At 71.2% G+C, this 14,401-nt stretch carries 12 protein-coding genes; 4 read left to right on the top strand and 8 right to left on the bottom strand.

Annotation, left to right across the window (positions count from 1 at the left end; all coding sequences use genetic code 11):
• Genes RT323_RS09735 through RT323_RS09715 form a run of 5 tightly spaced genes read right to left on the bottom strand, consistent with a single transcriptional unit; the run spans position 1 to position 6,535 of the window.
• On the bottom strand, positions 1 to 660 hold the full coding sequence (locus RT323_RS09735) for a biliverdin-producing heme oxygenase (protein WP_313407640.1): 660 nt from the start codon (positions 658 to 660) through the stop codon (positions 1 to 3).
• 56 nt (positions 661 to 716) lie between these two features.
• A complete protein-coding gene (locus RT323_RS09730; RefSeq protein ID WP_313407638.1) occupies positions 717 to 1,508 on the bottom strand; it encodes a heme ABC transporter ATP-binding protein in 792 nt (263 codons plus the stop codon).
• On the bottom strand, positions 1,505 to 2,542 hold the full coding sequence (locus RT323_RS09725) for an iron ABC transporter permease (protein WP_313407635.1): 1,038 nt from the start codon (positions 2,540 to 2,542) through the stop codon (positions 1,505 to 1,507). The genes RT323_RS09730 and RT323_RS09725 overlap by 4 nt, the downstream gene beginning before the upstream one ends.
• A 10-nt stretch (positions 2,543 to 2,552) precedes the next feature.
• The gene (locus tag RT323_RS09720; protein ID WP_313407633.1) at positions 2,553 to 3,650 is read right to left on the bottom strand and encodes an ABC transporter substrate-binding protein; all 1,098 of its coding nucleotides are present in this window, start codon (positions 3,648 to 3,650) and stop codon (positions 2,553 to 2,555) included.
• Entirely contained in the window at positions 3,647 to 6,535 is a 2,889-nt protein-coding gene (locus RT323_RS09715; protein WP_313407630.1) for an HtaA domain-containing protein, read from the bottom strand. The genes RT323_RS09720 and RT323_RS09715 overlap by 4 nt, the downstream gene beginning before the upstream one ends.
• A gap of 118 nt (positions 6,536 to 6,653) precedes the next feature.
• Between RT323_RS09715 and RT323_RS09710 the strand changes: the two genes are divergently transcribed.
• Both RT323_RS09710 and RT323_RS09705 read left to right on the top strand, forming a co-directional pair.
• Entirely contained in the window at positions 6,654 to 8,276 is a 1,623-nt protein-coding gene (locus RT323_RS09710) for an HtaA domain-containing protein (protein WP_313407627.1), read from the top strand.
• A 118-nt stretch (positions 8,277 to 8,394) separates the two neighbouring features.
• The gene (locus RT323_RS09705) at positions 8,395 to 9,336 is read left to right on the top strand and encodes a type IV toxin-antitoxin system AbiEi family antitoxin domain-containing protein (protein ID WP_313407625.1); all 942 of its coding nucleotides are present in this window, start codon (positions 8,395 to 8,397) and stop codon (positions 9,334 to 9,336) included.
• Positions 9,337 to 9,361: 25 nt separating this feature from the next.
• Here RT323_RS09705 and RT323_RS09700 read toward each other — a convergent pair whose 3' ends face one another.
• Positions 9,362 to 9,928 (bottom strand): TetR/AcrR family transcriptional regulator, encoded by a 567-nt coding sequence (locus RT323_RS09700; protein ID WP_313407622.1) that lies wholly within the window; start codon positions 9,926 to 9,928, stop codon positions 9,362 to 9,364.
• Between the two features lie 62 nt (positions 9,929 to 9,990).
• Here RT323_RS09700 and RT323_RS09695 point away from each other — a divergent pair, with 62 nt between their 5' ends.
• Both RT323_RS09695 and RT323_RS09690 read left to right on the top strand, forming a co-directional pair.
• A complete protein-coding gene (locus RT323_RS09695) occupies positions 9,991 to 10,782 on the top strand; it encodes a purine-nucleoside phosphorylase (RefSeq protein ID WP_313407619.1) in 792 nt (263 codons plus the stop codon).
• A gap of 39 nt (positions 10,783 to 10,821) precedes the next feature.
• Positions 10,822 to 12,435 carry a phospho-sugar mutase gene (locus RT323_RS09690; RefSeq protein WP_313407617.1) on the top strand — a complete coding sequence of 538 codons (1,614 nt, stop codon included), beginning with the start codon at positions 10,822 to 10,824 and terminating at the stop codon, positions 12,433 to 12,435.
• A gap of 207 nt (positions 12,436 to 12,642) precedes the next feature.
• Here the strand turns inward: RT323_RS09690 and RT323_RS09685 are convergent, their stop codons facing one another.
• Both RT323_RS09685 and RT323_RS09680 read right to left on the bottom strand, forming a co-directional pair.
• Positions 12,643 to 13,701 carry a Gfo/Idh/MocA family oxidoreductase gene (locus tag RT323_RS09685; RefSeq protein ID WP_313407614.1) on the bottom strand — a complete coding sequence of 353 codons (1,059 nt, stop codon included), beginning with the start codon at positions 13,699 to 13,701 and terminating at the stop codon, positions 12,643 to 12,645.
• The coding region (locus RT323_RS09680) for an FGGY-family carbohydrate kinase (protein ID WP_313407612.1) at positions 13,694 to 14,401 on the bottom strand (708 nt) is incomplete at its 5' end. The genes RT323_RS09680 and RT323_RS09685, both read right to left, overlap by 8 nt.

Raw genomic sequence — 14,401 nt, 5'->3', positions numbered from 1 at the left:
TCAGCGAGCGAAGCGCGGCAAGTGCGCGGACAGCTCGGTGAAGAGCGCGCCGTTGAGGCCGAAGACGACCTTGACCTCCTCGACGACGCGCTGCTGGTCCTCGCTCGTGAGCGGCAGCGAGTCCAGGCGGGCGCGGTACTGGTCCTTGTACGGCTTCGGCTTCGGGACGGCGTCGAACCGGTAGAAGGCGATGCCCTGGCCCTCGGGAAGATCGAAGGCGCGCGCGAGAATCCGGCCGATGGCCTGGCCGCCCGACAGGTCGCCGAGGTAGCGCGTGTAGTGGTGGGCCACGAACAGCGCCGGATCGGCGGCGGACGCCTCGATGCGCGCGACGTAGGTGTCGACGGCCTTGCTGCGGATCTCGGGCACGCCCGCATCACCGGCCCAGAACGCGAGGTCCTGGTCGATCGCGTCGAGGCGGTTGATCGCGGGATCGATCATCGTCCCGGCGATCGGGTCGTCGGCCAGGCGCGCGGCGACGGACTCGAGCGCGGCATAGATCGGACGGAGCATCGCGAGGTACTCGGTGTACCCGGCCTCGTTGACCTGACCGTCGAGCAGCGACGACATGAAGTTCGATCCCTCGGCGTCCTTGTGCTCGGCCTGCGAGCCGTCGCGCATCAGGACGGAGAGACCGAGTTCGGTCGGCAGCACGGTCATGGGTGACCTCCAGATCGGGGGGAACGACACCGACAACTATATGACAAGTTGTCAGATCAATCTGACGCAGTGTCAGATCGTTCACGATGTGGGACGACGAGCGGGTGGCCGTCGGGAGCCGGCAGGACGTGCACCTCGATGCCGTAGACCTGCTCGACCCGCTCGGGGGTCAGCACGTCGGCGGGCTCACCGACACTGACGATGCGGCCGTCATCCACGATCGCGATCCGGTCGGCCCTCGCGGCTGCGAGCGAGAGGTCGTGCAGCACCACGACGACCGCCCGTCCGGCGGCGGCCAGCGACCGCGCGACGACCAGGACCTCCTCCTGGTGGCGCAGGTCGAGCGCCGCGGTCGGCTCGTCCAGCAGCACGACGTCGGTCTGCTGGGCGAGCACCCGCGCCAGCGACGCGCGCGCCTTCTCGCCACCCGAGAGCGCCGTGAAGGGCCGGTCGAGCAGATGGGCGATGTCGGTGCGCTCGATCGCCTCCGCGATCGCGGCATCGTCCTCGGCGGCCGAGGTGCGGCCCACCCACGGGCTCCGGCCCATCTCGACGACCTCGCGGACCGTGAACGGGAAGCTGACCTGGTTGGCCTGCAGCAGGACGGCACGGGTACGCGCCAGGTCGGCGGCGGACCACTGACCGAGGGGGCGACCGCCGAGGCGGACCTCGCCCCGCTCCACCGGGACGTCGCCCGTGAGCGCTCCCAGCAGGGTCGACTTCCCGGCGCCGTTGGGGCCGACCAGGGCCAGCACCTCGCCGTGGTGCACGTCGAGGTCGACGTCGCGCACGATCACGCGACCACCCAAGCGACACGTGACACCACGGATCTCGTACGCGGTGCTCATGCCCATCCCCCGGCCTTCGCGCGCGTCGTGCGGACGAGGTAGAAGAAGAACGGTCCACCGATGAGCGAGGTCAGCAGGCCGATCGGCATGTCCGAGCCGGTGACGATCGTGCGAGCCAGCAGGTCGGCCCACACGACCAGCGCCGCGCCACCCACCACGCTGGCCAGCAGCAGGGTGCGGTGCGACGGCCCCAGCAGCATGCGCACGAGGTGCGGCACGACCAGGCCGACGAACGAGATGATGCCCGAGAACGCGACCGCCACTCCAGTCAGCAGGGCGACCAGCAGGATCGAGCCGATGCGCAGGCGCTCGACCCGCAGGCCCAGGTGGGCGGCCGTGCGCTCGCCGAGCGACAGCAGGTCGTAGCGCCGCGCCAACAGGCACGCGATGACGCAGGCGGGAACGCCCACGGTGGCGACGATCAGCACCTCGCTCCACCGCGAGCCGTTCATGGAGCCCAGCTGCCAGAAGACGATCTGCTCACGCGAGCCCGTGTCGGCGGCGAACATGACCAGGGCGAGACCCGCCCCCGCGAAGGCGTTGACGGCGATGCCGGTGAGCAGCAGCGTCACGACCTCGGTGCGGCCTCCCACGCGTGCCGTCCCGTAGACCACCACCGTGGCCAGGAAGCCTCCGGCGAAGGCCAGGACGGCGACGCCCCAGCCGCCCAGCGTGGCGACGCCGAACGCGATCGCGACGGCGGCGCCGAGGGCGGCGCCGGCCGACACCCCGACGACGCCCGGCTCGGCCAGCGGGTTGCCGAAGATGGCCTGCATGACCGCACCGGCGACCGCCAGGGTCGCGCCGACGAGGATGCTCATCGCGACGCGGGGGAACCGGATCTGCAGCAGGGTCTGCTCGATGATCGCGTCGTCGGGCCGCCACGAGGTGTCGATCCCGATGCCGTGCAGCATCGCGCCCGCGACGTCGCGCGGCCCCACGGGCAGCTGTCCCACCGAGGCCGAGACGAAGGTGCCGGCCACCAGCAGGACGGCGAACCCGACGAGGACCAGCGTGCGACGTCCGGCGCTCACCACGCCCGGGTCACTTCTGGGCCTCCGGGACGTAGACCGCGCGGCCCAGCGCCTCGACCACGCCGGGCGTGCGGGGACCGAAGGAGAGGATGTCGCCGTCGGCCATGTCCACGAAGCGCTTGTTCTGGCCCGCGGGCGTCAGGGCGATGGCCGGCTTCTCGGCCAGCAGCCCGTCGACCCCGCCGGCCGACTCCAATCCATGCGTCATCACGAGGATGAGATCGGGCTTGGCCTTGACCATCGCCTCGTCGGTGAGCGGCTGCATCGCGTTCCAGCCCAGCTCCTTGGCGACGTCGACGCCGCCGAGTGCCTCGACCAGGTCGCCCACGCCGGAGTCGTCGGCGAACAGGTAGTAGACGCCCGAGTTGCCCCGCAGGTACAGGAAGACCATTCGCAGGCGGTCGGACTCCTGCTCGGGGACGAAGCGCTGGACCTCGGCCTTGACGTCCTCGACGTCGGACTGGATCTGCGACGCGAGGGCCGCTCCGGTCTTCGGCAGGCCCACGGCCGCGCCGACGTCGCGGGCCAGCTGCGAGGACCCGGCGAAGCTCGACTCCTTGTCCAGGAAGATCACCGGGACGCCGGTGTCGGCGAGCTGCTCGACGACGTCGCGAGGGCCCATCGACCCGTCGGTGATGATGACGGTCGGGCGCTGCGCCATGACGGCCTCGGCGTTGACCGCGTGGCCCTCGGCGGTGATGAGGGGCAGGTCCTCGGCGCCGGGGAAGTCGGTGGACACGTCGCGCGCGACCAGGTTGTCGCCCAGTCCCAGACCCCACAGGGTGGCGCTGATCGAACCCGACATGTCGAACGCGACGATGCGCGACGTGTCGGTGACCGTGACCTTCCGGTCGCCCGACCGCACGTGCGACACGACGGTGGCCGGCAGCTGGGCCTTCTCGCCGACGTCGACCGGCTCGATGTTCCGGTTGGTCAGGAAGGCACTGCTGGGTCCGGTGATGTCCTTCGCGGACTGACTCGCCTCGAGCTCACTCAGTGGGGGCAGGTCCGCGCCTTCGCCGGGCTCGCTGCCACCGGCGCCACCGCCGCAGGCGGCCAGGACGGCGAGCAGGAGGGTCGAGCTCGCGACGGCGAGCGCGCGCCTCATGCGCCCGCCCGGGGGGTACGACGTCGCATGACGAGCACCGTAGCGGCGGCCGCGGCGAGCGCACCGAGCAGTGCCCCGCCGACCCACGGCAGCCACGGCGGCACGTCGGTACCGGCAGCCGTCTTCACATCGCCCAGGACGACCGCGGAGGCCTCGTCGGCGGACGGCTTCGCGACGGCCCCGCAGTCGGCGGTGCTGGTGTACGACAGGGTCACCGGGTCGAGCGCGGCGCCCGTCTCGTAGTTGGGGAACGCGGCGTTGCCGGCGCTGGTCAGCGAGGCCGGGATGTCGGCGATCGTGACGCTGTCACCCTGGCGCGTGACCGTGCCTGCGGCCAGGTCGAGGTCGGCGAACGGCACGTCGTTCATCTCTCGGCTGTCGTCCTGGCCGGACATCGCGGCGTCCATCGTGCCGCCCGTGTAGTCGACCGAGAGCGTCGCGGACCTCTCGTCGACGAAGGTCACGATCGGGTCCGAGATCCGGGTGTCCAGGGCGCCGTCGTGGCCCGTGAACTGGATGTGTCCGGCGAACGCGAGGCGGCCTGCGCGGGTGTCCTGCGCAAGGACGCCCTCGCCCTTGGTCCAGTTGAACTCGGGCGTCTCGTAACCCGCTCCCCCGCCGGTGGTCCAGTCGCCGTTGGCGATCGAGCCGGAGATGTAGGCGCGGAAGGACTCCTTGAAGCCCCAGTCGAGTCGCGCGTCCTTCAGCTCGCACCCGACGATCTCGTCGGGCTCGGCGATGTCGAGCACGATGCCCCGGTCGACGGATCCCTGGAACGTGAGGGTGTGCCGGCCGGGCTCGGTCGTGGCCGGGATGGTGCCCTTCCACGTCGCGCGGCCGGTGGCGTCCGCCTGGACGTCCTCGGCCAGCACGAGCGGCGTGGAGTAGAGGACGACGCGGATGCCGGTCTCGTTCGGCAGGAAGCCGGTGCCGCTGGCCGTGATCTCGTCGCCGGCCTTGACGTCGTCCTGCTCGACGGTCAGTCCCGTGGTGGCCGGCGGCGTGGGCGGAGCAGTCCACTCGTCCGCGCTGGTCGACGCGACCACGGCGGTGCTGCCGCCCCCGGGGCTGCCGGCGGAGCCGATCGAGAAGCTGACCGGGTCGAGCAGCTCACCGGCCGAGTAGAAGCCCCGGCCCTGGTAGGAGAAGATCGCCGTTCCGGCCGCGGTCAGTCGCGCGGGCGCGCCGGCGTAGCGGACCCAGCCGGCCTCGGTGCTCCTGGTGGCGAAGCTCAGGTCCAGCGTGGCGATGTCGAGACGGCCACGGCCGGTGACGTTCATCGACAGCGTGGCTCCCATCGGGGACGTCACCCGCACGGACGGCTGCGACATGGACAGGTCGAGCTTGCCGTCGTGCCCCCGGAACGTGACCGCACCTCCGTACGAGGTCGTGCCGGTCGCGTTCGGCGGCGTGGCCGACGTGGAGGTCTGACCGAACCGGTAGGCCGAGCCGGTCGAGGACGCACCGCCCGAGACCGCCACGGAGCCCTTCGCGATCGGGCCGGTGATGTACGTGCGGAAGCTCGACTTCACGCCCCACGTGAGGTCACCGACCCTGGCGCCGCGCTTCGTGGTCTCGTCAGCCTTCTCCGAGCGGGGCTTCTTGCCGGGCTTCGTCGGCTTGACCGGCTTCGCGGGCGGCGACTTCGGTGGCGCCGTCGCGCCCTTGACGGTCAGCTTGCCGTTCAGCGGAGCGAGCTTCGTGCCGGCGGCGTACATCGGCGAGCCGGTGTAGTCGAACATCGCCTCGCCCGCCTTGGTCAGCTTGACCTCGGCACCGTTGATGGTCACGGTGTCGCCCTTGACCCGCACTGCGTCGTCCAGCTTGACGGTGGCGAAGACGAGGCCCGGGTAGACCTTGTCCTGGCTGTCGACCACATCGGCGCGCAGGTGGGCGCGCTTGGCGTCGGCGACGATCCGCAGGTTCTGGACCGTGAAGTCCATGACTCCGTGGTGACCCGTGAAGCGGACGCCGCCCCGGGTGCGGACGTCGACGCGCTCAGAGTCCCACGTGCCCGAGGCGGACGCGAACGTCGTCTGCTTGCCGTCGTCCTTGCCGGGCGGGATCGCGTCGGTGGTCGATTCCACGAAGGGCATCGCGAGGTACGAGCGGAACGACTCCTTGAGGCCCCAACTGAGCGTGCCGCCGGTGACCTTGGACGTGTCATCGGGCGCGGGCGTGGTCCCCGGATCGGTCGGGTCCGTCGGGTCGGTGGGGTCCGTCGGGTCGGTGGGATCCGTCGGGTCCGTCGGGTCGGTGGGATCCGTCGGGTCGGTGGGCGTCTCGAGGGTCAGCTCGGCCGAGACCGGGTCCAGCGCCTCACCGGCTTCGTACATGGACGAGCCGTCGTAGGAGAAGAGCTTCTCGCCGTCGGCCGTGAGCGTGGCCGGCGCGGCGTCGATCGTGACGCTCGTGCCGTCGACCGCGACCTTGCCCGCGACGTCGACGTCCGCGACCGTGAGGCTCGCGTGCTGGTTCCCCTCGCTGTCGACAGCGTCGACCTTCAGCTGGGCCGCACCGTCGGCGATCACGAGGCGCGGCCTGGAGATCGACAGGTCCAGGACGTCGTCGTGAGCGCGGAACCGGACTCCGCCCTGGGCGGCGACGTCGGAGCCGGTCTCGGTCCACGAGCCGGTCGCGGCCGGGAAGACGAACCCGCTGTCGTTGCCGGTGGCGGGTGCCTTCGTCTCGATCGTGCCCTGAGATCCGATGTAGCCACGGAACGAGGACTTCACGCCCCAGCTGATCGTGCCGGAGGTGACCTTCGTGCCCGCCGTTTCAGCCGCGCGGGCGCTCGTGGCGGGCAGCGCCACCAGGCACAGGAGTGCCGCGAGCAGGACGGCACCGTACGCACGCATGTGGTGCGAAGAGATCTGGTGTGGCACGAGCACTCCTGTCAGTCCACGCCGTGGACCCCGGTCAGGTGAACCTAACCTGATCAGTCTAAGGTGTGCCTTACCTACAGTGGTCGGCGGGTCTGCCGACCTCCTCGAAAGGAACTGGATGTCCCCCTCGAACCTGACGCGCGGACGGCGCCTGCTGAGCGGCGCGACCGTCACGGCGCTCACCGCCGGAGTCCTCGCCTTCACCCCCACCACCGCCCAGGCAGCGGAGACGCAGACCATCGAGAGCGGCACGATCTCATGGGGCATGAAGTCGTCGTTCCGCAACTACCTGAAGAGCCCCATCGCCCACGGGACGGTCACGGCCACCGCCCCGGCGACCGACACCGGCACCCAGACGGTGTTCTCCGAGGCCGCCGGGTCGTGGGCCGACGCCACCGCCTCGGTCGGCGCCAAGGGCCGCGTTCAGTTCTACGGTCACGACGGCGCCCTCGACCTGACGCTCTCCGACCCGCGCATCGTCGTGAACGGCACGACCGCCCAGCTCGTCGTCGACGCCGTCGACAGTGACGACACGACGCACGACGATCTCGCGTTCGCGAGCATCGACCTCACCGGCAAGGTCACCTCGAACGCCCTCGGCGTCACGATCGATGCGGCCCCCACGACGCTGACCGCCGCCGGCGCCGGCGTGTTCAAGTACCAGGGCGCGAGCATGTACCCGGCCGGCACCGAGCTCGACCCGATCAGCGCCCAGTTCGAGGTCAAGGCCACGCCGACCGTCTCCGTCTCGAAGGTCGCGTTCGCGCCCGACGAGACCGCCACGGTCACGGTGAACGGCTCAGGCTTCGACCCGTCGGACGTCATCGCCACGCGCCCCCCGCTCGCGGGGAGCTCGTCCGGCCTGTACGTCGCCTTCGGCAAGTACGAGAAGATCTGGCGTCCCACCGATCCCAGTGCGCCGGCATCGTCGACGCGCAAGAACGCCGACGTGCGCTGGGCCGTCCTGAACGACGACATCGCCAAGATCGGCGGCGCTGCGGCCGGAGGCATCGAGCTCCGTCCCGATGGCACGTTCACCGCTGAGCTCGAGGTCTCCAAGGAGGCAGCGGACGCGATCGCCGGCCTGACCTCGAACCACGTCCAGTACGGCATCTACACCTACCCCGGCGGTGGCGCGAAGTTCGCCGACTGGGAGACCTACACGCCGATCTCCTTCGTCCCGGCCGCTCCGATCGCCCCGGTCGTGTCCACGCGTTACGCCAAGGGCGGCACGATCTCCGTGACCGCCCCGGTGCCCGGCACCGTCACGGTCGCCGGACTCGGCAGCAAGACGGCCACGGCCGCGAACCAGAAGCTCGCCTTCTCGGTGCCGAAGAACACGACCGCCGGCACCAAGCGCTACGCCGTGTCGTTCGTCCCGGCTGACGCCGGCCTCACGGCCCCGGCCGCCACGACCGTCACCGTGAAGATCGCCAAGCGCGCCGCGTACAAGGCCAAGCTGAAGGTCAACAAGAAGCCGACCCGCAAGGCCAAGGGCAAGGCCACGGTCAACGTCCGCGGTGTCGCCGGTGGCGCCACGACGACCGGCAAGGTCCGCCTCAAGCTGAGCAAGGGCAAGAAGCACCGCTTCGTCACGGTCAACCTGGTCAAGGGCAAGCGCACCGTGAAGCTGCCCAAGCTGGCCAAGGGCAAGTGGGTCGTCCGCGCCGCCTACTTCGGCAACGCGAACTACACGAAGCGCGGCTACGTGAAGGTGGGGTCGTTCAAGGTCACCAAGTGACCTGAGCCCCTCAGCGCCCCGGTTCGCAGTCACCTGGTGACTGGGAACCGGGGCGTTGTTCGTCTGTGGACGGCCGTGAGTCGACACGGGTCCCGCGACATCCTCGAGCATGCGCACGGTGAGGGACCAGTCTGGCGTGGTGTCGCGGAGCCAGTTGAAGCAGGTCGGCTGGACCGACGCTGACGTCCGGCGGGCAGTCAGGCGCCGTGAGCTCACGCCGGTGCACCGGGGTGTGTACGTCGACCACACCGGTCCGCTCACCTGGGAGCAGCGGGCGTGGGCCGCAGTCCTGACCGTGTGGCCGGCGGCCTTGTGCGACGAGTCGGCGCTCCGTGCCTTCGACCCCGACCGCACTGCTCGCGACGATGACTCGATCCACGTCGCGATCGACCGCGGCCGGACCGCGGTCGCACCCGCGGGCGTCGTCCTGCACCACCGCATCGACTTGGAGTCGCACGTCGCATGGAATCTCGGCCCACCTCGGCTGCACCACGACGAAGTGATCATCGATGTGGCCGTGCGTCAACGACGCCGCCTCGACGCGGTTGCGGTCCTCGCTGACGCCGTGGGGTCACGCCGCACGACCGCACAGAGGCTCATCACGGTGATCGGGTCCCGCAAACGGGTCCGGGACCGTCATTGGCTCGTCAGCGTCCTGCGCGACATCGAGTCGGGTACATGGTCCGTGCTCGAGCACGGGTACCTCACTCGGGTCGAGCGACCGCACGGGTTGCCCGGTGGGCGGCGTCAGGTGCGGCACGTGGCTGCCTCGGGCACGCGGTATCGCGATGTCGAGGTGCCGGGGTTGGCCGTCATCGAGCTCGACGGCAGACGGTTTCACTCAGGCAGTCGGCAACGCGATCGCGACCTCGAGCGCGATCTGGACGCCGCGGCGGAAGCGCAGACGACGGTGCGGCTGGGCTACGGACAGGTCTTCGACCGGCCGTGTCGGACGGCGGCGAAGGTCGCCGCCGTCCTGGCCGGGCGAGGTTGGGCGGGTCAGGCCACCTCGTGCGGACCGTCCTGCGAAGCAATGCCCCGGATTGCAGTCACCAGGTGACTGGAAACGAGGGCGTTGACGTCCGTCAGGCGCCCGCGCCGACGGCGCCCAGGACGAAGCGGGTGGTGATGTCGGCCGAGGCGTGCCGCGCCGACAACGTGGCGTGCAGGAGCGGGACGGTCGCGTCGACGTCGCCGATCGTGAACTCGCCCGATTCGACGCCGTCCTGCAGGATCTGGCGCAGCACCTGCTCGACCGCGACCACGTGCTCGCGCATCGCCATCGCCGACTCGGGCGACAGGATCGCGCGCAGCTCGGGCCCCAGCCCGATGTGGAAGTCGGCCGACGTGTCGACGTGGTGCCGGACGTAGGTCTCGAGGCGCGCGGTCGGCGAGGTCTGGCTGGCCAGCGACTCCTGCAGCTGCTCGAGGTACCGGTTCGTCTCGTCCATCGCGAAGGCGACGACGACGGCTTCCTTGTCCTTGAAGTGGTTGTAGAGCGAGGACCGGCCGACGTCGGCGCGGGTCGCCAGGTCGGCCATCGTGATGGCGTCGAACGGACGGTCGGCCATCAGCTCGACGAGCGCGTCGAAGACCCGGCGCCGCATGGCGGCGCGGTGCTCCTCCAGTGAGTCCCCGATGATCTTCGGCACGTCCGTAGAGTACGCGGCTCGGCGCGCCCCGGCTTCCCGCCCGCCGCCGCTAAGGTGGCCCGGTGAGCCCATACGACCTCGCCCGCGAAGCCGCCGACGTCCTGCGTGACCGGACGGGAGGTGCCGATCACGACGTGGCCCTCGTGATGGGCTCCGGCTGGCTGCCCGCCGCCGACGCGCTCGGCGAGCCCGAGTACGAGATCGCCACCGAGGAGCTTCCGGGCTTCAGCAAGCCCGCCGTCGCCGGCCACGGGGGCACGATCCGCTCGGTGCGCGTCGGCGACCTCCGAGCGCTGGTGTTCCTGGGCCGCACCCACTTCTACGAGGGCAAGGGCGTCGACGCCGTCGTCCACGGAGTCCGCACCGCGGCCGCCGCCGGCGTCCGCACGATGGTCCTCACCAACGGCTGCGGCGGCCTGAACCCCGCGTGGAACCCCGGCACCCCCGTGCTGATCCGCGACCACATCAACCTGACGGCCACGTCGCCGATCGTCGGCGCGAACTTCGTCGACCTCACCGACCTGTACGCGCAGCGCCTGCGCGAACTCGTCCGCGAGGTCGAGCCGACCATCGACGAGGGGGTCTACGTCCAGTTCCCCGGACCCCACTACGAGACCCCGGCCGAGGTCAAGATGGCAGGCGTCCTCGGCGGCGACCTGGTGGGCATGTCGACGACCCTCGAGGCGATCGCCGCCCGCGAGGCCGGCATGGAGGTGCTGGGCATCTCGCTCGTCACCAACCTCGCTGCCGGCATCTCGGACGCCCCGCTCAACCACGAAGAGGTCCTGCAGGCGGGCCAGGACGCCGCCACGCGCATGGGCGCCCTGCTGGCCGACCTTCTCCCGCGCGTCTGACCATCCCGCTGAGGTCCCGCCCCCGGATACGGTGAGCAGATGAACCCGCTCGAGGCTGCCCGCGACTGGTTGTCGCAGGACCCGGACCCCCAGACCCGTGACGAGCTCACCGTCCTGATCGACTCGGGCGACCCAACCGCCCTGGGCGAGCGCTTCTCCGGCCGTCTCGAGTTCGGCACCGCCGGGCTGCGCGGTGAGCTGGGCGCCGGGTCGATGAGGATGAACCGCGTCACGGTGGCGCGCGCCGCAGCCGGACTCGCGCAGTACCTCCTGCGCACGACCAAGGACCCGAGCATCGTCGTGGGCCACGACGCCCGCACCAACTCCGAGATCTTCGCGCGGGACACCGCCGAGATCATGCAGGCCGCCGGCGTCCGCGCCCTGTTGCTGCCCGAGCACCTCCCGACGCCGGTCCTGGCCTTCGCGATCGGCCACCTGGGTGCGTCGGCCGGCGTCATGGTGACGGCGTCGCACAACCCGCCGCGCGACAACGGCTACAAGGTCTACCTCGCCGACACGAGCCAGATCGTGCCCCCCGCGGACGCCGACATCTCCGCCTGCATCGACGCGGTCGGTCGCGTGGACGAGCTGCCCCGCGACACCGGCTACACGGTGCTGGGCACCGACGTGGCCGAGGCGTACCTCGACGCGGTCGTCGCCGTCGCGCCCGAGGGCCCGCGTGACCTGGTGGTCGCGTACACCCCGATGCACGGCGTCGGTGGACGCACCTTCGTGACCGCCGTCGAGCGGGCCGGGTTCGCGGCGCCGCACGTCGTGTCGGCGCAGGCCGAGCCGGACCCCGCGTTCCCGACGGTCGCATTCCCCAACCCGGAGGAGCCGGGGGCCATGGACCTCGCGCTCGAGCTGGCAGTCTCGGTCGACGCGGACGTCATCATCGCCAACGACCCCGACGCCGACCGCTGTGCCGTCGGCGTGCGCACGGACGACGGCCACCGGCTGCTCACCGGCGACCAGGTGGGCATCCTGCTGGCCGAGTCCCTGCTGAGCCGCGGCATCGAGGGCACCTATGCGTGCTCGATCGTCTCGTCGGACCTGCTCGGCCGCCAGGCCGCAGCGCATGGCCAGCCGTGGCAGCAGACGCTCACCGGGTTCAAGTGGATCGGCAAGGTCGACGGGTTGGTCTACGGGTACGAGGAGGCGCTCGGCTACTGCGTCGCCCCGCACGTCGCCCGCGACAAGGACGGCATCTCGGCGGCGCTCGTCATCCTGTCCCTGGCGGCGGCGCTCAAGGCCGAGGGCCGCACCCTCACCGACCTGCTCGAGGACGTCTACCGCCGGCACGGCTGGCACGCGACGGGTCAGCTGGCGGTCCGGGTCGAGGACCTCTCGATCATCGCGAACGCGATGGAGCGGTTGCGGACCACTCCCCCGGTCACGCTCGCGGGCGTGCAGGTGACGTCGGTCGACGACCTCGCGAACGGCTACCGCGGCCTGCCGCCGACTGACGGCATCCGCCTGGGCCTCGAAGGCGGCAGCCGGATCATCTGCCGTCCGTCGGGCACGGAGCCCAAGCTCAAGTGCTACGTCGAGGCCGTCGTCGCCGCGGACGACCTGACCGAGGCGCGCGACACCGCCGTATCGACCGTCGAGGCGATCATCACCGACCTGGGCACGTACTTCGACGTCTCCTGAGGCCACCGGCGACGTGACCGTCGCACCCGTGCGGAAGCCCGCCGCCGGGGCGTCGGAGGAAGCGGCAAAGGAGCCGAGGGAGTGCGACTCTGCCGTTGTGGCTCACGACGAGGGAGTCCCCGACGGCGGTGATCGGAAGAGGCGATGCAGCCCCGCCCCATGCCCCGCATTACCGCCATTCCAGCGTCAGCGCGATGCGCAGGAGTGTCAATTCGAAGCGAAACGCGCGGGAGCGACCTCGACCCAGGCGCCGCGGTCGGACGACGCACGGGCCGCGTCGAAGATCCTCGCGACGTGAACGGCGTCCGCCGGATCCACGGGGACCGGGGCTCCCTCGGTGATCGCCGCGGCGACCGCGGGGTAGAAGAGGTTCCACGCCCCTCTCCTGACGGGACGGGTCTGCGTTCCGGACGGGAGGTCCACCTCGATCGTCCGGTCGTCCTCGCCCCACCGGTCGCCGAGGAGCTGGGGACTCGCGCCGGAGAACAGTTGGTCCTCCTGGGGGTCGAAGCCCGTGAGGCGCGCACCACCGAGCGAACCTGACACGCGGAACCGCGGGCCCTCGGCGGCCGCGTGCACGGACGCGGCGATCATCGATCGCGCGCCGCACTCGTGACGCAGGAGCAGCAGGACGTCGTCGTCACTGACGCGGTGCGGACCGAGCACGGCGATGTCGGCGAAGACCTCCCGGACCGGACCGAGCAGCTGGACGGCCTGGTCGATCAGGTGGGGGCCGAGGTCGACCAGCGTGCCGCCCCCGTGCACCGAGTCGCGGTCTCGCGTCCATGTCGGCAGGTCGGGGCGGAAGCGCTCGATCCGGGACTCGAACCGGTCGATGCGGCCGAGCTCACCGCGGGCGACGAGTCCGGCCAGGGTCAGGAAGTCTCCGTCCCAGCGACGGTTCTGGTAGACGGTCAGCACGGGCCCCGACGTCGCCGCCGCGACGATCCGCTCGGCGTCGGCCGCGCTCGTCGCGAACGGCTTGTCCACCACGACGTGCAACCCGAGTCCGAGTGCCTCGACGGCGAGGTCCGCGTGGGTGCCCGCAGGTGTCGTGATGGTGACGCCGTCGACGCCGAGGTCGCGCAGCTCACGCAGGCCCGGGACGACGGACAGCCCCTCCGCGCGCGCCTGCTCGGCACGCTCGGCATTCGTCGACACGACGGCGACGAGCTCGAGCGCCTCGGCCGACCGGATCATCGGCGCGTGGAAGACGCGTCCGCCGGCGCCCCATCCCGCGACGGCCCAGCGCAGGGGCTCAACCATGGTCGACCTCGCTCAGGAAGCGAGCGTGGCGCTCGGACAAGGGGCCCGGGTCCCCGGGCTCCACGATCGCTCCCGTCAGCGCGGATGCGACCGGCAACGCCAGTCCGGCAGCGCCGAAGCCGAGCAGTGCCGCGCCGACCGCGGTCGCGTCCTCGAGGTCGATCCGCCGCAGGCGCCGACCCAGCACGTCCGCGAGGAGCTGGACCAGGACCGGCGACCGCGTCCCTCCACCGGCGACGTCGATGACCGGGTCGTCGACCGCGGGAATCGACTCGACCCCTCGGCGGATCGTGAAGCACAGCCCCTCGAGCGCGGCGGCGAACAGGTCGCCGCGCTGGGTCTCCAGGCCGATGCCGAACCAGCGACCGGATCCGGCCGGCGCCACGGTCGGCAGCCGCTCACCCGACAGGAACGGCACGAAGCCGGGGATCGGACGGCTCCGGTCATAGTCGCGGTAGAGGTCGTCCCATCCCCCACCGAGCAGCTCGACGACACGCGTCAACGCGATACCGGCGTTCATCACAGCGAGCATCGCGTAGGCACCACCGTCGGCCGATCGATACGTGTGGTGCGTGATGGGTCCTTCGAACCGCGGCACGACACCGGGCAGCACGACCTGGGCGCCGGAGCCGACCGTCACGACGAGCCGGCCGGGCGTCGAGGCCGAGCCGACCAGCGTCGCCGCCGCGTCCGCGCACCC

The sequence above is a fragment of the Aeromicrobium sp. genome, assembly GCF_032084975.1.
Taxonomy (GTDB): domain Bacteria; phylum Actinomycetota; class Actinomycetes; order Propionibacteriales; family Nocardioidaceae; genus Aeromicrobium.
This window is presented reverse-complemented; position numbering and strand designations above follow the sequence as displayed.